At 64.1% G+C, this 18573-nt stretch carries 13 protein-coding genes and 1 tRNA gene; 12 read left to right on the top strand and 2 right to left on the bottom strand.

Annotated elements, in window-relative coordinates; translation table 11 throughout:
• Window position 1: 1 nt before the first annotated feature.
• The gene (locus N2L00_RS12545) at window positions 2–1222 is read right to left on the bottom strand and encodes a pyridoxal phosphate-dependent aminotransferase (RefSeq protein ID WP_255764899.1); all 1221 of its coding nucleotides are present in this window, start codon (window positions 1220–1222) and stop codon (window positions 2–4) included.
• 273 nt (window positions 1223–1495) lie between these two features.
• Between N2L00_RS12545 and N2L00_RS12540 the strand changes: the two genes are divergently transcribed.
• The 8 genes from N2L00_RS12540 to rplL all read left to right on the top strand — a co-directional run bounded on the left by N2L00_RS12540 (window position 1496) and on the right by rplL (window position 6733).
• Window positions 1496–1568, top strand: a tRNA-Trp gene (locus N2L00_RS12540).
• A gap of 84 nt (window positions 1569–1652) precedes the next feature.
• Complete coding sequence (secE, locus tag N2L00_RS12535; RefSeq protein WP_255862629.1) at window positions 1653–1934, top strand: preprotein translocase subunit SecE; 282 nt, start codon at window positions 1653–1655, stop codon at window positions 1932–1934.
• Window positions 1935–2030: 96 nt separating this feature from the next.
• Window positions 2031–2804 carry a transcription termination/antitermination protein NusG gene (nusG, locus tag N2L00_RS12530; RefSeq protein WP_230021194.1) on the top strand — a complete coding sequence of 258 codons (774 nt, stop codon included), beginning with the start codon at window positions 2031–2033 and terminating at the stop codon, window positions 2802–2804.
• A 129-nt stretch (window positions 2805–2933) separates the two neighbouring features.
• On the top strand, window positions 2934–3365 hold the full coding sequence (gene rplK / locus N2L00_RS12525; RefSeq protein ID WP_227918781.1) for a 50S ribosomal protein L11: 432 nt from the start codon (window positions 2934–2936) through the stop codon (window positions 3363–3365).
• A 113-nt stretch (window positions 3366–3478) separates the two neighbouring features.
• Window positions 3479–4186: a 50S ribosomal protein L1 gene (gene rplA / locus N2L00_RS12520; RefSeq protein ID WP_255862630.1), complete on the top strand. Its 708-nt coding sequence runs from the start codon at window positions 3479–3481 to the stop codon at window positions 4184–4186.
• Between the two features lie 133 nt (window positions 4187–4319).
• Window positions 4320–5399 carry a GNAT family N-acetyltransferase gene (locus tag N2L00_RS12515; RefSeq protein WP_255764898.1) on the top strand — a complete coding sequence of 360 codons (1080 nt, stop codon included), beginning with the start codon at window positions 4320–4322 and terminating at the stop codon, window positions 5397–5399.
• Between the two features lie 328 nt (window positions 5400–5727).
• Entirely contained in the window at window positions 5728–6297 is a 570-nt protein-coding gene (gene rplJ, locus N2L00_RS12510) for a 50S ribosomal protein L10 (RefSeq protein WP_227918774.1), read from the top strand.
• 61 nt (window positions 6298–6358) lie between these two features.
• The gene (rplL, locus tag N2L00_RS12505; protein WP_227918771.1) at window positions 6359–6733 is read left to right on the top strand and encodes a 50S ribosomal protein L7/L12; all 375 of its coding nucleotides are present in this window, start codon (window positions 6359–6361) and stop codon (window positions 6731–6733) included.
• A 127-nt stretch (window positions 6734–6860) separates the two neighbouring features.
• Here rplL and N2L00_RS12500 read toward each other — a convergent pair whose 3' ends face one another.
• Entirely contained in the window at window positions 6861–8096 is a 1236-nt protein-coding gene (locus N2L00_RS12500; protein ID WP_255764897.1) for an acetyl-CoA C-acetyltransferase, read from the bottom strand.
• Between the two features lie 498 nt (window positions 8097–8594).
• On the opposite strand from N2L00_RS12500, the gene rpoB reads away from it, so the two are divergent.
• The 4 genes from rpoB to N2L00_RS12480 all read left to right on the top strand — a co-directional run bounded on the left by rpoB (window position 8595) and on the right by N2L00_RS12480 (window position 18522).
• The gene (gene rpoB / locus N2L00_RS12495) at window positions 8595–12095 is read left to right on the top strand and encodes a DNA-directed RNA polymerase subunit beta (RefSeq protein WP_255764896.1); all 3501 of its coding nucleotides are present in this window, start codon (window positions 8595–8597) and stop codon (window positions 12093–12095) included.
• Between the two features lie 192 nt (window positions 12096–12287).
• Window positions 12288–16178 carry a DNA-directed RNA polymerase subunit beta' gene (locus N2L00_RS12490; protein WP_227918767.1) on the top strand — a complete coding sequence of 1297 codons (3891 nt, stop codon included), beginning with the start codon at window positions 12288–12290 and terminating at the stop codon, window positions 16176–16178.
• 133 nt (window positions 16179–16311) lie between these two features.
• Window positions 16312–17079 carry an IclR family transcriptional regulator gene (locus N2L00_RS12485; RefSeq protein WP_255764895.1) on the top strand — a complete coding sequence of 256 codons (768 nt, stop codon included), beginning with the start codon at window positions 16312–16314 and terminating at the stop codon, window positions 17077–17079.
• 162 nt (window positions 17080–17241) lie between these two features.
• The gene (locus N2L00_RS12480) at window positions 17242–18522 is read left to right on the top strand and encodes an MFS transporter (RefSeq protein WP_255862631.1); all 1281 of its coding nucleotides are present in this window, start codon (window positions 17242–17244) and stop codon (window positions 18520–18522) included.
• Window positions 18523–18573: the final 51 nt, after the last annotated feature.

Below are 18573 nucleotides of genomic sequence, written 5' to 3'. Positions count from 1 at the left end.
CCTACCGGCCCTTGCCGAGGAAGTCCTGCAGGCGCTCCATCCCGGTGGCGAGGTCTTCGTCGCCCAGGGCGTAGGAGAGGCGGAGGTAGCCCGAGGGGCCGAACGCTTCACCGGGAACCACGGCAACTTCGACGGTGTCGAGGATCAGCGCCGCCAGCTCGGCGGACGTCTGCGGCCGGACCGGGCCTTCCTTGCCCGGGAACTCGCGCCCAAGCAGGCCGCGAACGTCTGCATAGGCGTAGAACGCGCCTTCGGGCATGGGGCATTCGACGCCGTCGATGGCGTTGAGGGCCGACACCATGGCGCGGCGGCGGCGGTCGAAGGCCTGCTTCATTTCATCCACGGCCGTCAGAGGTCCGGACACGGCGGCCAGGGCGGCCATCTGCGACACGTTGGACACGTTGGAGGACAGGTGGGACTGCAGGTTGGTGGCGGCCTTGATGACGTCAGCGGCCGCGATCATCCAGCCGACCCGCCAGCCGGTCATGGCGTAGGTCTTGGCTACGCCGTTCAGCACCACGACCTTGTCGCCCAGCTCCGGGGCCGCGGTGGCGATCGAGGTGAAGGGGACGCCGTCGTAGGTCAGGTGCTCGTAGATTTCATCCGTGATGACCCACAGTCCGTGTTCTGCCGCCCAGCGGCCGATTTCGGCGACCTGTTCCGGAGGATATACGGCGCCGGTGGGGTTGGACGGGGAAACGAAGAGCAGGACCTTGGTGGCCCCGGTGCGGGCTGCCTCAAGCTGCTCGACGCTCACCAGGTAGCCCTGCTCCGGGCCGGCGAACACCTCTACCGGGACACCGCCGGCGAGCCGGATGGCTTCCGGGTACGTGGTCCAGTACGGGGTGGGAACCAGGACTTCGTCGCCCGGGTTCAGCAGCGTAGCGAAGGATTCGTAGACGGCCTGCTTGCCGCCGTTGGTGACCAGGACCTGGGCGGGGTCAACGGCGTAGCCGGAGTCCCGCAGGGTCTTGGCAGCAATCGCCTTCTTGAGCTCAGGGAGCCCGCCGGCGGGGGAGTAGCGGTGGAAACGCGGCTGGCGGGCGGCGTCGACGGCGGCGTCGACGATGTAGCCCGGGGTGGGGAAGTCCGGTTCGCCCGCGCCGAAACCAATCACCGGGCGCCCGGCGGCCTTTAATGCCTTGGCCTTGGCATCCACTGCGAGGGTTGCGGACTCGGCAATGGAAGCGATGCGCTCTGAAATACGGCCGGTGGAAGACATGGGATTCCCGTCTGGTGTGTGGCGGCGGCTAACGTTTGCCGCGTCGGTCCTGCCGGACGACGGCGGCGTTCCCCAGTTTAGGCGCTTGGAATCCCGGCTGCAGGTCGGCACGGCACGGGGCGGACAGGCCCCGGTTCGACGGGACGGAAAAGTTTGCGTAGACTGGTTCTTCGGTGGTTGAGCACACCACGCTGCTTTGTGCCTTTCGGTCGGGGAAATAGTCTTCCGTTCGTTACGGCTACAATGGTGGCGGTAGGGTGAGTTTTCCTCCATAGGGTAGTGGCGCAATTGGTAGCGCAGCGGTCTCCAAAACCGCAGGTTGCAGGTTCGAGTCCTGTCTGCCCTGCGCAGAACTGTCATTTCCGGCAGCTCAGCAGTCCTTCATGGAATGAGCAGTCCCAGCGCTTGCTGCGATTGTGAACCGACACAGATGAGTGAGGCGAAGGTGACCGAGACAGCTGCCAGCAGCTCCAAGGGACACCCCTCCAGCGGGCCCAAGAAGCGCGGGTTCTTCGCCGGTATCGCTCTCTTCCTGCGCCAGGTGATTGACGAGCTGAAAAAGGTGGTCACCCCCACCCGCAAGGAACTGCTGAGGTACACGCTCGTTGTCCTCGCGTTCGTGATGGTGATGATGCTTATCGTTACGGCTCTCGACTTTGCCTTTGGCAGGGGCGCACTGTGGATCTTCGGCTCGGGCGGCGGCGAAAGCTAGCCAGAGACCTAAGGTTCCCCCCGTTGGGCGTGGAACCGGAGACCATGAGCTAGTGACAAACCCGATAGTGCTCTGAAGAAGAAAGCAGGAATCTACGTGTCCGAGCAAGAACTCGAATCACAGATCAATGACAACGCTGATCTGGATACCGAGGATCAGATGACCGCAGCCGACGTCGACGAGGCGCCCGCTGCTGTTGATGCTTCGGCAGACGAAGAAAACGCAGCCGAAGAGGCTGCCGATTCCGCAGAAGACGCTGAGCCCGAGGAAGATCCGGCTGTTGCCTTCAAGGCAAAGCTGCGCCGCCAGGAGGGTGACTGGTACGTCATCCACTCCTACGCCGGCTATGAAAACCGCGTGAAGTCCAACCTTGAGACCCGCATCCAGACGCTGGACATGGAAGAGGACATCTTCGAAATCCAGGTCCCGATGGAAGAAGTCGTCGAGATCAAGAACACCACGCGGAAGATCGTCAACCGCGTCCGCATTCCCGGTTACGTCCTGGTGCGCATGAACCTCACCGACGAGTCTTGGGGCGTTGTCCGGCACACCCCCGGCGTCACCGGCTTCGTGGGCAATGCCCACAACCCGACTCCTCTGAGCCTGTCCGAGGTGTACTCGATGCTCGAGCACACGATCGTTTCCCCGAAGACCGAGGCCGGCAAGCCTGCACAGCAGCAGTCCTCCAACATTGCCGTTGACTTCGAGGTCGGCGAGCCCGTAACGGTCAACGAAGGCCCGTTCGAGACGCTCCAGGCCACCATCTCGGAGATCAAGCCCGAGTCCCAGCAGCTGGTGGTCCTCGTGACCATCTTCGAGCGCGAGACACCTGTGACCCTCGGCTTCGGCCAGGTCACCAAGCTCCAGTAGCTTTCAGATTTCGCTGTCCGCAGGTCCGCTTTAACCTGCAGGCAGCGTCCGGCCGCCAAGCCATGGCGGCCACCGCCCCGGACGGACGCTCCTGTCCTTCGGGAACATAATTTAGAGAAGGACCCTTTCATGGCCCCCAAGAAAAAGGTCACCGGCCTCATCAAGCTGCAGATCAACGCAGGTGCCGCCAACCCGGCTCCTCCGATTGGTCCGGCACTTGGCCAGCACGGTGTCAACATCATGGAATTCTGCAAGGCGTACAACGCTGCAACGGAATCCCAGCGCGGCAACGTTATCCCGGTGGAAATCACCGTCTACGAAGACCGTTCCTTCACCTTCATCACGAAGACTCCTCCGGCTGCACAGCTGATCAAGAAGGCTGCCGGTGTCGCCAAGGGTTCCGCAACCCCGCACACCACCAAGGTTGCCAACCTGACCCAGGCACAGGTCGAAGAGATCGCCACCATGAAGATGGAAGACCTCAACGCCAACGATGTCCAGGCAGCTGCCAAGATCATCGCCGGCACCGCCCGTTCGATGGGCATCACGGTACAGGGCTAAGTCCCCGTACTCGTTTCACATTCACATAACTGCCGCCGCCCCTGACGGGCGACGGCGCGTGGCAGGGCCCGGCGCGGTCCGACAGACCACAACTGCACAAGGAGAAAAAGCAGATGGCAAAGCGCAGCAAAGCATATGAAGCAGCTGCAGCCAAGATCGATGCGGACAAGCTGTACGCACCGGTCGAGGCTGTAGAGCTGGCGAAGGACACCAATCCTTCCAATTTCGACGCAACCGTTGAGGTGGCTTTCCGCCTGGGCGTTGACCCCCGTAAGGCTGACCAGATGGTCCGCGGCACGGTCAACCTGCCCCACGGCACCGGCAAGACGGCCCGCGTCCTCGTTTTCGCGACCGGCGAGAAGGCTGAAGCAGCAATCGCTGCCGGCGCCGACTTCGTTGGTTCCGACGACATGATCGAAAAGGTTGCAGCAGGCTGGACCGACTTCGACGCCGCAGTGGCTACCCCGGACATGATGGGCAAGGTCGGCCGCCTGGGCCGCGTGCTCGGCCCGCGTAACCTCATGCCGAACCCGAAGACCGGTACGGTTACCCCGAACGTGGCCAAGGCCGTCACGGACATCAAGGGTGGCAAGATCGACTTCCGCGTCGACAAGCACTCCAACCTGCACTTCATCATCGGCAAGGTGTCCTTCGACGCCCAGAAGCTGGCTGAGAACTACGCAGCAGCTCTGGAAGAGGTCCTTCGCCTCAAGCCGTCGGCAGCCAAGGGCCGCTACATCTCCAAGGCGACCGTGTCCACCACGTTCGGCCCGAGCATCAGCGTTGACCCCAACGTCACCAAGGTTCTCGCCGACGCATAGTCAGCAGTAGTACCCGGGGATTTTCCCTAAAAGAGCGGCCGCAGCCTTTGCTGCGGCCGCTCTTTTGTGTCCGGCCGGTGTGCATCCCGATTCGGTTTTGGAGCCCGGGGCCGCGTGCGGCAGGATGTGTGCCATGACACAGCCGCCCGTTTCCATCGAACCGATTGCCGTCCCGCCCGCCCTGGACGCACCCGGCGCGGCGGACTTCATTACCGTTGCTGAACTGCTGAATGCCCAGCTTCGCGAGTTCTGGGGCAATGACGACTTTTACGGGCCGCCGCAGGCGCAGCTTGCCGGACGGCGCAGTACTCCCTCGCGCCGGCGGGAGATCCTGGCAGCCCGGGCCGGTGCCGACATCGTGGGTGCAGCCCTGGTCAACCTGCCGCTTACGGACAACCTCCACAGTGGAACGGTCAACGTTGTGGTGGCGCCTTCCGCCCGACGCCGCGGCGTCGGAACGCAGCTCTACGCCGCGGCGGAGCAACTGGCCGCGGCGGACAACCGGCGCATGCTCATGGCGGAGACGGACCATTTGCTCTCCGATGAGACGGGACCGATCGCCGGTACGGCGTCGCTGGTCCCGCAGGACGCCGCCGCCTTGTTCGCTTCCGCGTTGGGCTTCTCGCTGGAACTGGTGGACCGCGTCAGCCGGCTGGAGCTGGGAAGCCCTGCAGATGATGAAGCCGTGCTGGAACAGGCGCGGGCCGCAGCCGGAGCGGACTACGAACTCGTCTTCTGGAGCGGGGCGTGCCCCGCGGACCTGGTGGATGCCTACGCGCTCCTGCGGCAGAAAATGAGCATCGATGCGCCGATGGGGGGACTGGAGCTGGCGGAGGAAGCCTGGAACGAAGCACGGGTGCGGGAGTCCGAAGCGCAGGCCCGCGACATGGACGCGGAAGTCCTGGTCAGTGCCGCACGGAAGGTCGCGACGGGCGAGCTTGCCGGGCATACCGTTCTGGAAATCTTCCGCAACAACCCTGCCGTGGTTTACCAGGATGACACCCTGGTGCTGGAGGGCCACCGGGGGAACCGGCTGGGCATGCTGCTGAAAGCCGCGAACCTGGTCCGGCTCCGGGAGGCGGTGCCCGAAGCACGCCGGGTCTACACCTGGAACGCCGAGGAGAACCGGTACATGCTCTCCATTAATGAGCGGCTTGGCTTCCGGCCCATCGGCTACTCCGGGGAATGGCAAAAGGGGCTGTCCGCCGAGTGACACCCAGGTGCCGGCCGCGTGCGGCATCCGCCTGAAGCTGCCGCCGGCCCCGGGATTTGTTCCACGCCCCGATCTCCCGTACTCTGGAACTACCAAAGACCGTCGGTCGATGTGCATTCAATCCCACCGTAAGGCTGAACCTTCAGCCCGCCACTGTGGAACCCGGTTGGACAAACATCCGAAAGTCCCTTGATAGGGCGGCCTGCGCAGGTGAACGAACTGCACTCCGGAACAACGTGTCCGTAGAGTGAAGCCCCGTGCATCTGCCCGGGGCGTTTTTTATGTTCGGGACCCGATCCACCGGCACTATTTCCCCGGAAGGAGGGTTATGGCAACGCCAACAAAGGTGTCAGCAGTCGAGGAAATCACCACCGATTTCAAGGAATCGACCGCTGCTGTCCTAACCGAATACCGCGGGCTCACCGTTGCACAGCTCAAGGAGCTGCGTCGTTCGCTCGGCCAGGACACCAAGTACTCGGTCGTAAAGAACACCCTGACTGGCATTGCAGCCAAGGAAGCCGGCATCGACGCGTTCGAAGGCCAGCTTGCCGGACCTACTGCAATTGCCTTCATCAAGGGTGACGCAGTTGCAGCTGCAAAGAGCCTGACGGATTTTGCCAAGACCAACCCGCAGCTCATCATCAAGACCGGTGTCTTCGAGGGCAATGCCCTGGATGCCTCCGGTGTAGCCGCACTGGCTGCCCTTGAGTCCCGTGAGTTCCAGCTTGCACGCGTCGCCGGTGTCCTCAAGGCACCGATGTCCATGCTCGCCCGCACGGCTGATGCACTGCGCATGAAGCTTGAAGAGGAAAGCGGCGCCCCCGCTGCCTCCGCTGCAGAAGAGGCTCCGGCCGCTGCAGAAGAAGCTCCGGCAGCAGAAGCAGCCACCGAAGAGTAATTCCTCTTCTCCATCAATCTCCGGTGCCTGCGTGCACCAACTATAGGAAGGACGCCACACCATGGCGAAGCTCACCAACGAAGAGCTCATTGAAGCTTTCAAGGAACTGTCCATCATCGAGCTCTCCGATTTCGTGAAGCTCTTCGAGGAGACGTTCGACGTCACCGCTGCTGCTGTCGCAGTTGCCGGCCCCGCTGCCGGTGCCGCTGAAGCCGCTGAAGAGAAGACCGAATTCGACGTCATCCTCGAAGCTGCCGGCGACAAGAAGATCGCAGTGATCAAGGAAGTTCGCTCCCTGACCTCGCTGGGTCTGAAGGAAGCCAAGGACCTGGTTGACAGCGCTCCGAAGGCCGTCCTCGAAGGCGCCAACAAGGAAGCCGCTGACAAGGCCAAGGAAGCTCTCGAAGCTGCCGGCGCCACCGTCACCGTCAAGTAGTTTTTACTGCCTCACCGCGTAAAAACGCTTAGCAGAAGGCCCCGTTCCGAATGGAACGGGGCCTTCTGTGTTTATCTCGGGGCGGTCGCTCCGGGGCGGTCGCTCCGGGGCGGTTGCTCCGGGGCGGTTACGCCTCTTCGCGGTAAAGCAGCAGCGCCTCACCCTGCCCGCCGCCGCCGCAGAGCGCGACGCCGGCCCGGCCGGATCCGCGCCGGGCAAGCTCATGTGCTGCCGTGAGGGCCAGCCTGGCGCCCGAGGCCCCGATCGGATGCCCGAGCGCGATCGCTCCGCCGTGCAGGTTGCACTGTTCCAGGTCCATCCCCAGTTCGTTGAGGGACTGGACCGCCACGGCGCCGAAGGCCTCGTTGATCTCGATGAAGTCCAGGTCCGAGGTGCTCCAGCCGGCCCGGCCGAGCGCGGCGAAGAGGGCGTTGGAGGGCTGGGAATGCAGCGTGTTGTCCGGTCCCGCGACCTGGCCGGGAAGCCCGACGGCGGCGAGGACAGTCAATCCGTTGGCTTCGGCGTAGTCCCGGGTCGTGATGACCAGGGCTGCCGCGCCGTCGGACAGGGGAGAGGAGTTGCCTGCCGTGATGGTTCCTTCGGAATCGAACGCCGGACGAAGGCCGGCCAGCGTATCCACTGTGGTGTTGGGCCGCACGCCCTCGTCCGAGGTAAGGACCAGGGGCTCTCCGCGGCGCTGCGGCACCGTCACGGGAACGATTTCCGCGTCGAAGACCCCCGACGCCATGGCGGCTGCCGCGCGCTGGTGCGAGGCAGCTGCGACTTCGTCCTGCTCCAGGCGCTTGATGGCCAGCTTTGAATTGCCCCGCTCAGTGGAAATGCCCATGGAATCGTTGTCGAAGGCATCAGTGAGGCCGTCGTGGGCCACCGAATCCAGTGCGGAGATGTTGCCGTAGTTCCAGCCCTGCCGGGAACCGGGAAGCAGGTGCGGTCCGCGGGTCATGGATTCCTGGCCGCCGGCCACCACCACGGTGGCCTCGCCGCCGCGGATCAGCCGGGCGGCATCAATCACCGCAGCCAGGCCGGACAGGCAGACCTTGTTGACGGTGACTGCCGGGACGTCCCAGCCGATGCCGGCCTTGATGGAGGCCTGGCGGGCGGGGTTCTGCCCGCAGCCGGCCTGCACCACATGCCCCATGATGACCGAGTCGACATCCGCGGCATCGACGCCGGCTTTGTCCAGCGCGCCCTTGATGGCAAACGCGCCGAGCTCGACGGCCGTGAAGGCGGACAGCTGGCCGTTCAGGCGGCCCTGGGGCGTACGTGCGCCCCCGACAATAACCACTTCGGGAACGGCGGTGCCCTCGCGGGCTGCGGAGGTGCTTGTGGGTGCGTTAGTCACTCGTGCATCGCTTTCGTCGGTGTGTTCGTCATTGAAGACAGGGATAAGGCTACGCCACCCCGGCGCGCAGGGGGGAGAGCGCCGTCACAGGGGTCCGCGGCACTGCACACCATGCGGGCACGCATAAAACCGCCGTTGTGCGGTAAGGTATCTGTATCCGATGCGTGAACGGTGCGCCGGTGCAGCCTGTAGCTCCCCCTCGATTCCGGGATTAGACAGCCCGGAATTCGATCCCCGGAACATCCTTTCGGAGGGGTTGAGCGAAGCAGGGGTCAGATACCGGCTAGACTTGTCTGCCCATAATGCCCTATAGTGGATATTTGCTTCCTCCTGTTAACCTTCAGCCTTCATATAGCGGTGGGCTTCGTTCCGTGCCGGGCAGTATCCGCAACCTGTGGATAGGCCCCATGCCGGACAATGGGACGCACACGGACTCGGTCCGCATCGTGCAGGGGAGGAGGCGTGAAACACGCCTGAAGGTCTGTGGAAGGATCCCTCTTGGTCGCCTCGAGCACCTCTAATAACGAAACCGCTACTAATCCGGAGAACGCAGCTTCCCGGATTTCATTCGCAAAGATTCACGAACCGCTTGACGTTCCCAATCTTCTTGCCCTGCAGACGGACAGCTTTGACTGGCTCGTCGGCAACGAGCGCTGGAAGGCGCGCGTTGAAAAGGCGCGGGAGACCGGCGAACAGGGTATTGCCACCACTTCCGGCCTGGCTGACATCTTCGAGGAAATCTCCCCGATTGAAGACTTCCAGGGCACCATGTCCCTGAGCTTCTCGGAGCCGGAGTTTGCCGACCCGAAGTACACCATGGCGGAGTGCAAGGACCGGGACGCTACGTACTCGGCCCCGTTGTACGTTAAAGCCGAATTCATGAACAACAACACGGGTGAAATCAAGCAGCAGACCGTGTTCATGGGCGACTTCCCCCTCATGACCGACAAGGGAACGTTCGTCATCAACGGCACCGAGCGTGTTGTTGTTTCCCAGCTGGTCCGTTCCCCGGGCGCATACTTCGAGCGCACCGCGGACAAGACCAGCGACAAGGACATCTACACCGCGAAGATCATTCCTTCCCGCGGTGCGTGGTTTGAACTTGAGATCGACAAGCGTGACCAGGTGGGCGTCCGCCTGGACCGCAAGCGCAAGCAGTCCGTCACCGTGCTGCTGAAGGCACTCGGCTGGACCGAAGGCCAGATCCTCGAGACCTTCGGCGAGTACGACTCCATCCGGGCCACCCTGGAAAAGGACCCCACGGAAACCCGCGAAGATGCCCTGCTGGACATCTACCGCAAGCTCCGTCCGGGCGAGCCGCCCACGGTCGAGGCTGCCCAGACCCTGCTGGACAACCTGTACTTCAACCCGAAGCGCTACGATCTGGCCAAGGTTGGCCGCTACAAGATCAACCGCAAGCTGGGCATCGACAAGCCGCTGACGGATTCCGATGCTTCGGTTCTGAACAATGACGACATCGTCGCCATGATCAAGTTCCTCGTTGCACTGCACGCCGGCGAGAAGACGGTTCCGGGCAAGCGCAACGGCGAGGACGTCGACATCCGCGTTGAGGTCGACGACATCGACCACTTCGGCAACCGCCGCATCCGCGCCGTCGGCGAACTGATCGAAAACCAGATCCGCACGGGCCTGTCCCGTATGGAGCGCGTAGTACGCGAACGGATGACCACCCAGGACGTCGAGGCCATCACGCCGCAGACCCTGATCAACATCCGTCCCGTTGTTGCTGCGATCAAGGAGTTCTTCGGAACCTCCCAGCTCTCGCAGTTCATGGACCAGAACAACCCGCTGGCCGGCCTGACGCACAAGCGCCGCCTGTCCGCGCTGGGCCCGGGCGGTCTGTCCCGTGACCGCGCAGGCATGGAAGTCCGAGATGTGCACCCGTCCCACTACGGACGTATGTGCCCCATCGAAACCCCTGAAGGCCCGAACATCGGCCTGATCGGTTCGCTGGCTTCCTACGGCCGCATCAACGCCTTCGGCTTCATCGAAACCCCGTACCGCAAGGTCGAGGAAGGCGTAGTCACCGACAAGGTCGACTACCTGACCGCCGATGACGAAGTTGAGCGCACCATTGCCCAGGCAAACGCTCCGCTGCGCGCCGACCAGCACTTCGCCGAGGACCTCGTCCTCGTCCGTGCCCGCGGCGGCTCCGGCGAGCCCGTCCTCGTTGAGCCCAACGAGGTCGAGTACATGGACGTCTCCCCGCGCCAGATGGTGTCGGTGGCTACGGCCCTGATTCCGTTCCTCGAGCATGACGATGCCAACCGCGCCCTCATGGGTGCGAACATGCAGCGCCAGGCTGTGCCGCTGCTCCGTTCCGAGCGTCCCGTCGTGGGCACCGGCATGGAGAAGTACACCGCCGTTGACGCCGGCGACTCCGTGACCGCCAAGAAGCCCGGTGTTGTCACCGAGGTTTCCGCTGACCTCGTCACCGTCATGAACGACGACGGCACCGAGACCAGCTACCCGATCATGAAGTTCGAGCGCTCCAACCAGGGCAACGCCTACAACCAGCGCGTGCTGGTCTCCGAAGGCGCCCGGGTTGAGGTCAACAGCATCATCGCCGACGGTCCCGCAACGGACCAGGGTGAACTGGCCCTTGGTAAGAACCTGCTCGTGGCATTCATGTCATGGGAAGGCCACAACTACGAAGATGCCATCATCCTGTCCCAGCGCATGGTCTCCGACGATGTCCTGACCTCAATCCACATTGAGGAGCACGAGGTTGACGCCCGCGACACCAAGCTTGGTGCCGAGGAAATCACCCGCGACATCCCCAACGTCTCCGAAGAGGTGCTCTCGCAGCTCGACGAGCGCGGCATCATCCACATCGGTGCCGAGGTTGAAGCCGGCGACATCCTGGTTGGCCGCGTCACCCCGAAGGGCGAAACGGAACTGACCCCGGAGGAGCGCCTGCTGCGCGCCATCTTCGGCGAGAAGAGCCGCGAAGTCCGCGACACGTCCCTGAAGGTGCCCCACGGCGAGTCCGGCACCGTCATCGGCGTCCGCATCTTCGACCGTGACAACGACGACGAGCTGCCCCCGGGCGTCAACCAGCTGGTCCGCGTCTACGTGGCCCACAAGCGCAAGATCACCGACGGTGACAAGCTGGCCGGCCGCCACGGCAACAAGGGCGTCATCTCCAAGATCCTCCCGATCGAAGACATGCCGTTCATGGAAGACGGAACCCCCGTCGACATCATCCTGAACCCGCTGGGCGTTCCGGGCCGAATGAACGTCGGACAGGTCCTGGAAATCCACCTGGGCTGGGCTGCCAAGCAGGGCTGGAAGATCGAAGGCGAGCCGGACTGGGTCAAGGACCTGCCGAACCTGCCGCGCGAAACCGGCCCCACCACTGTCGCCACCCCGGTGTTCGACGGTGCCAGCGAGGACGAGATCATCAACCTGCTCGACTCCACCAACGTGACCCGTGACGGCAACCGCTTGATCGGTGCATCGGGCAAGGCCCGGATGTACGACGGCCGCTCCGGCCAGCCGTTCCCGGACCCGATCTCGGTCGGCTACATGTACATCCTGAAGCTGCACCACCTGGTGGACGACAAGATCCACGCACGCTCCACCGGTCCGTACTCCATGATCACGCAGCAGCCGCTGGGTGGTAAGGCACAGTTCGGCGGACAGCGCTTCGGTGAAATGGAAGTCTGGGCCCTGGAAGCGTACGGCGCCGCCTACACGCTGCAGGAACTGCTCACGATCAAGTCCGATGACATCCATGGCCGCGTGAAGGTCTACGAAGCCATCGTCAAGGGCGAGAACATCCCGGAGCCCGGTGTTCCGGAATCGTTCAAGGTCCTGATCAAGGAAATGCAGTCGCTCTGCCTGAATGTGGAAGTCCTCTCCACCGAAGGCAACACGATTGAAATGCGTGACTCGGATGAAGAAGTCTTCCGGGCCGCGGAGGAACTGGGTATCGATCTGTCCCGTGCAGAGCCCAGCTCCGTCGAAGAGGTTTAGCTGGTAGATCCGTCCTGGCCGGCGCCAGGACGGTCCGGAACGGCGGCAACGAAATTCCGCGGCTCGCAGAGCTCGCAGCGGAATATTAAAGCCGCCTAACCCGGACCGGCAGGCGCCGGCCCTGATGGTCACCTTCAATCTTTTCCGCACCCGAGACATTCAGATTTAGAGAACAAGAGAGAACAGGGACCCATGTCCAACGATTCCACGTTCGGCCTCATGCGAATCGGCCTTGCCACCGCGGATGAAATCCGCGGCTGGTCATACGGCGAAGTCAAGAAGCCGGAAACCATCAACTACCGAACCCTGAAGCCGGAGAAGGACGGTCTTTTCTGCGAAAAGATCTTCGGTCCTTCCCGCGACTGGGAATGCTACTGCGGTAAGTACAAGCGCGTCCGCTTCAAGGGCATCATCTGTGAGCGCTGCGGCGTCGAGGTCACCCGTGCCAAGGTGCGCCGCGAACGCATGGGCCACATTGAGCTCGCCGCTCCGGTCACCCACATCTGGTACTTCAAGGGTGTTCCGTCCCGCCTGGGCTACCTGCTGGACCTGGCACCGAAGGACCTTGAGAAGGTCATCTACTTCGCTGCCTACATGATCACCTCGGTGGACGAAGAGAACCGCCACGCGGAACTGCCGAACCTGCAGGCCGAGCACGACGTGGAGCGCAAGCACCTCGTCGACCAGCGCGACTCCGACATTGCCGCGATCGCCAAGGACCTGGAAGGCGAGCTTGCCCGCCTCGAGGGCGAAGGCGCCAAGGCTGCCGACAAGAAGAAGGCACGCGACTCCGCCGACCGCCAGATGGCCAAGGTCCGCCGCGACGCCGACAACAACATCGAGCGCCTCGAGCAGGTCTGGGACCGGTTCAAGAACCTCAAGGTCGGCGACCTGGAGGGCGACGAAGGCCTCTACCGCGAACTGCGTGACCGCTACGGTCTGTACTTCGAAGGCTCCATGGGTGCCGAAGCCATCAAGAAGCGTCTTGAAGACTTCGACATGCAGGCCGAGTCTGAGAACCTGCGTGACATCATCCAGAACGGCAAGGGCCAGCGCAAGACGCGTGCCCTGAAGCGCCTGAAGGTTGTCAACGCGTTCCTGACCACCACGAACAGCCCGCTGGGCATGGTCCTGGACGCCGTTCCGGTTATCCCGCCGGAACTGCGCCCGATGGTCCAGCTCGACGGCGGCCGTTTCGCGACGTCGGACCTTAACGACCTGTACCGCCGCGTGATCAACCGCAACAACCGCCTGAAGCGCCTGCTGGATCTCGGTGCCCCCGAGATCATCGTGAACAACGAAAAGCGGATGCTCCAGGAAGCTGTTGACTCCCTGTTCGACAACGGCCGCCGCGGCCGTCCGGTCACCGGACCGGGCAACCGTCCGCTGAAGTCGCTCTCCGACATGCTCAAGGGCAAGCAGGGCCGCTTCCGCCAGAACCTGCTGGGTAAGCGCGTTGACTACTCCGGCCGTTCCGTTATCGTCGTTGGCCCGCAGCTGAAGCTGCACCAGTGCGGCCTGCCGAAGCAGATGGCACTGGAGCTCTTCAAGCCGTTCGTGATGAAGCGCCTGGTTGACCTCAACCACGCCCAGAACATCAAGAGCGCCAAGCGCATGGTCGAGCGTTTCCGTCCGCAGGTCTGGGACGTACTGGAAGAGATCATCACCGAACACCCGGTGCTGCTCAACCGTGCACCCACCCTGCACCGCCTCGGCATCCAGGCCTTCGAGCCGCAGCTCGTTGAAGGTAAGGCCCTTCAGCTGCACCCGCTGGTCTGCGGCGCCTTCAACGCTGACTTCGACGGCGACCAGATGGCAGTCCACCTGCCGCTGAGCCCCGAAGCCCAGGCTGAAGCACGCATCCTGATGCTGTCCTCGAACAACATCCTGAAGCCGTCCGACGGCCGCCCGGTCACCCTGCCCTCGCAGGATATGATCATCGGCCTGCACCACCTCACCACCAAGCGGAACGGTGCTGCCGGTGAAGGCCGCGTGTTCGGTTCCATGGCCGAAGCCATCATGGCCTTCGACATGGGCGAGCTGCACCTGAACGCACTGGTGAAGATGCGCGTGGACGGCTTCGTCCCCAGCGCAGGCCAGCCGGCACCGGAAGGTTGGGAAGAGGGCACTCCGGCCCTCATCGAAACCTCCCTCGGCCAGGTCATCTTCAACCAGACGCTGCCCGCGGACTACCCGTGGGTGAAGGAAGTTGCCGATAAGGGCCAGCTCTCCGCGATCGTCAACGATCTGGCTGAGCGGTACCCGAAGGTCGTCACGGCTGCAACGCTGGACAACCTGAAGGACGCCGGTTTCTACTGGGCCACCCGCTCGGGCGTTACCGTTGCCATCTCCGATATCGCGGCTCCGATCGACAAGCCCGCCATTATGGAAGGCTACGAAGCGCAGGCTGCCAAGGTTGAAAGCCAGTACGGCAAGGGCCTGATCGCTGAAGACGAGCGCCGCCAGGAACTGATCGACATCTGGAACAAGGCCACCAACGAGGTTGCTGCTGCAATGCGGGCGAACATGCCCGAGTTCAACAACATCAACCGCATGGTGTCCTCCGGTGCCCGTGGTAACTGGCTGCAGGTCCGCCAGATTGCCGGTATCCGTGGCCTGGTGGCCAACCCTAAGGGCGAGATCATCCCGCGCCCGATCAAGTCCTCCTACCGCGAGGGCCTGTCGGTGCTGGAATACTTCATCGCCACCCACGGTGCCCGTAAGGGTCTCGCCGATACCGCTCTGCGTACCGCCAACTCGGGTTACCTGACCCGTCGTCTGGTGGACGTTTCCCAGGACGTCATCGTCCGCGAGGAAGACTGCGGCACCGAGCGCGGCCTGAACGTAACCATCGCGGTTCCGGACTCCAACGGCGAACTGCAGCTGCACGAAGAGGTCGAGAACTCGGCGTACGCCCGTACGCTGGCCACCGACGTCACCGATGCACAGGGCAACGTCCTGGCCAAGGGCGGCGACGATGTGGGCGACGTCCTCATCGCCAAGCTGTTCGAAGCCGGCGTCACCGACATCAAGGTCCGCTCCGTACTCACCTGTGAGTCCGCCGTCGGTACCTGTGCGCTTTGCTACGGCCGCTCCCTGGCCACGGGTAAGACCGTGGACATCGGCGAGGCCGTGGGCATCATTGCCGCACAGTCCATTGGTGAGCCGGGTACCCAGCTGACCATGCGTACCTTCCACACCGGTGGTGTTGCTTCCGCTGAGGACATCACCCAGGGTCTGCCCCGTATCCAGGAGCTCTTCGAAGCACGTACGCCTAAGGGTGTTGCTCCGATCTCCGAGACCGCGGGCCGGGTCACGCTGGAAGAGACCGACCGCCAGATGCGTCTGGTTGTCACTCCCGACGACGGCTCCGAGGAAATCGCCTACCCGGTCCTGCGCCGTGCCCGCCTCCTGGTTGCCGACGGCGACCACGTAGAGGTTGGCCAGCAGCTGGTCTTCGGTGCGGTGGATCCCAAGCAGATCCTCCGTATCCTCGGCCCGCGCAAGGCACAGGAATTCCTGGTGGACGAAGTCCAGCGCGTATACCGCAGCCAGGGTGTGGGCATCCACGACAAGCACGTCGAGGTTATTGTCCGCCAGATGCTGCGCCGCGTCACCGTGATCGAGTCCGGCGATTCCGATCTGCTCCCGGGTGAGCTGACTGAACGCCGCCGCTTCGAAAGCGAGAACCGCCGCGTCGTTTCGGAAGGCAAGAAGCCTGCTTCGGGCCGTCCGGAACTCATGGGTATCACCAAGGCCTCCCTGGCCACCGAGTCCTGGCTGTCCGCAGCTTCCTTCCAGGAGACAACCCGCGTCCTGACGCAGGCTGCCATGGAAGGCAAGAGCGATCCGCTGCTCGGCCTCAAGGAGAACGTCATCATCGGTAAGTTGATCCCGGCCGGAACGGGCCTGCCCCGTTACACCGAGGTCACTGTCGAGCCGACCGAAGAAGCAAAGGCCAATCTCTTCACCGGCCCGAGCGCCTTCAGCGACTTCGACTACGCCGGCGTTGACGGCGGCCTGAGCCCTGAGTTCCACGCCATCCCGCTGGATGACTACGACATGGGCAGCGACTTCCGCTAACCAAGGCAACAGGCGCCGCGTGTAGCGCGCAGCGTCAACGGCAGGTCCCGCACCCCAGGGTGCGGGACCTGCCGCGTTTAACGGGCGTGCCGGATAGCTGCTGTGGCAGATAACTGCTGTGCGAAACTTAGACATGGCCAATTCCCCGAGCGGCGAGTCAATGACCAGCCGGATCGTGCGGGTGATCAGTGCCTTCGACGAAACCCACCAGGCCATGCCCATCGCCATGCTGGCCCGCCGTGCCGGGCTGCCGCTGTCCACCGCGCACCGGATCGTGAACGAGCTGATGGGGCACGGCTTCCTGCAGCGGGAAGCCGACGGCGGCGTCCGCCTGGGCCTTCGCCTGTGGGAACTGGCCAACCGCAGCTCCGCCGCGCTCGGCCTCAAGCAGATTGCCATGCCGTTTATGGAAGACATCCAGGCTGTGGTCCGGCAGCACACCCAGCTGTCCGTGCTGCGCTCGGATGAGGTTCTGTTCATCGAACGCCTTTCCAGCCACGGATCGGTGCTGAACCACGCGAAGGTCGCCGGGCGGCTCCCTGTCCACGTGTCCTCATCGGGGATGGTGATGATGGCCCACTCGCCGCGGCACGTACAGGAGGAGTACCTGGCGCAGCAGAACCCGGCTGCCTCCGAAGAAAAGCGGCTGCGTTCGTCCTGGGCAAAGATGCGCCTTGAGGGCAGCGCAAGCCTGCCCGGCGCCGTCGTTCCGGACACCACCGGAATAGCCGTGCCCGTCTTCGGCCCGGGCGGCACGGCCGTGGCTGCCATCGGAGTGGTGGTGCCCACCGGCAGCGAACACATCTCTTCGACCATCCCGGCGCTGATGACTGCTGCCCGCGGAATCTCCCGCGGCCTGGGCGTCCGGGCGGACGCCGCCGGGCCGCACTACCAGCGCTGACCCACCGGCAAGCCGTGGCCGGATCCGGCCGTGCCGCGTGGCGCTGCCGGCCGGCGGCGGACTCCCGGGTAATAGTAGTGCCGGGCCGGCAGCACATCCTGCCGGGACCTTCTCCGGCAATTCCGTGCCGGCACCTAACGGCGCGGCACAACGGGGGACAGAGTGGCAAAATCAGGGGCGGGCGTCTGGTCGCTGCCTGCTTTCCGTGGCCTGTGGCTGGCCACCACTGCGGTGCACGCCGGTCGTGATGTCGCCGTGTTTGCCGTGTCGGTGGGAATGATCTCCGTGCTCGGCGCTACGCCGTTCGAGGCCGGGCTGGCCGCACCCCTGAGCAGTGCCGGGCCGCTGCTTTTCGGGCTGGTGGCGGGGGTGGCTGTTGACCGGTGGGGGCAGCGGCGGACCATGCTCGCCATGACCTGGGTCCGTGCGGGAGCCTATGCCTGGGCCGTTGCCTCGTTCTTCCTGGGCTGGCTGGAGGCATGGCAGCTGCTGCTCGTCATCCTGGTGGTCGGGATTGCCGACGTGTTCTTTATGGCCGCCCATACCTCGGTATTGCCGCGGCTGGTGGGACGGCACCGGATTGCCGATGCTGCGTCTTCGCTGATGGCCTCCGAGCAGGTGGTGTCCCTGGCCGGTCCGGCGGCCGGAGGGATCCTGGTGCGGCTTCTCCCGGCGCCGGCAGTGCTTGCCGTAAGCGCAGCCACACAGCTGGTCGCCGCCGCGGGACTGGCCCGGCTGCCCCCGGACCACCCGGCCCCGCCGAAGACGGACCGGCCGGGCATCCGGGAAGCCGTCGCGACGGGGGTCAGGTTCATCGCCGGCCACCGCGTTCTGCTGGCACTGATCATGACTACCACCACCAACAACTTTGCTGCCGGTCTCTACCAGGCTGCCGAGTCCTGGTTCATCCTTCACGATCTGGCAATGGACCCGGTGCTCTTCGGTGCCATCTGGTCCGTCAGCGCCGTTGGCGGCATCGTCGGCGCGGTGCTGGCCCCGCGTATCGGAAAGGCCATCGGCCCGCTCCGGGCAATGCTGCTGGCAGCGCTGATGATGCCGCTGAACTTCGCGCTCGTCCCGCTCACCGCACTCTGGCCGCATCTCGCAGTGCTGAGCATCGGGGTGTCGTTCACCCTTTTCGGCCTGGCTCTTGGCCTGATGATGGTGAACAGCTCGGCCCTGACCACTGCACTGATCCCGGATGAGCTGCTGGCCCGCGTTTCGTCCACCCGCCGAACCCTCACCCAGGGCTCCGTTGTGCTGGGCGGTGTCCTCGGAGCGGTGCTGCTGGGCTGGATCGGTGCTGTGCCGACCCTCTGGCTGGCAGTGGCAGTGGCACTGGGCCAGTGCGTGTTCCTGCTGCGCATAGGAGTGCCCCGGCGGGGTGCGCTGCTGGCTTCGGAGCTCCCCGCGGAGCCGGAACCATTACCCGCCGGGCCGTGACCAACCCGTGAACCGGACCATGAACCGGACCCGTGAACCGCCGCCCGGACT

This window comes from Arthrobacter sp. zg-Y1171 (assembly GCF_025244845.1).
In the GTDB taxonomy this organism is placed as follows: Bacteria; Actinomycetota; Actinomycetes; order Actinomycetales; family Micrococcaceae; genus Arthrobacter_B.
The sequence above is the reverse complement of the archived record's forward strand: the minus strand, read 5'-3'. Positions and strand labels throughout refer to the sequence as shown.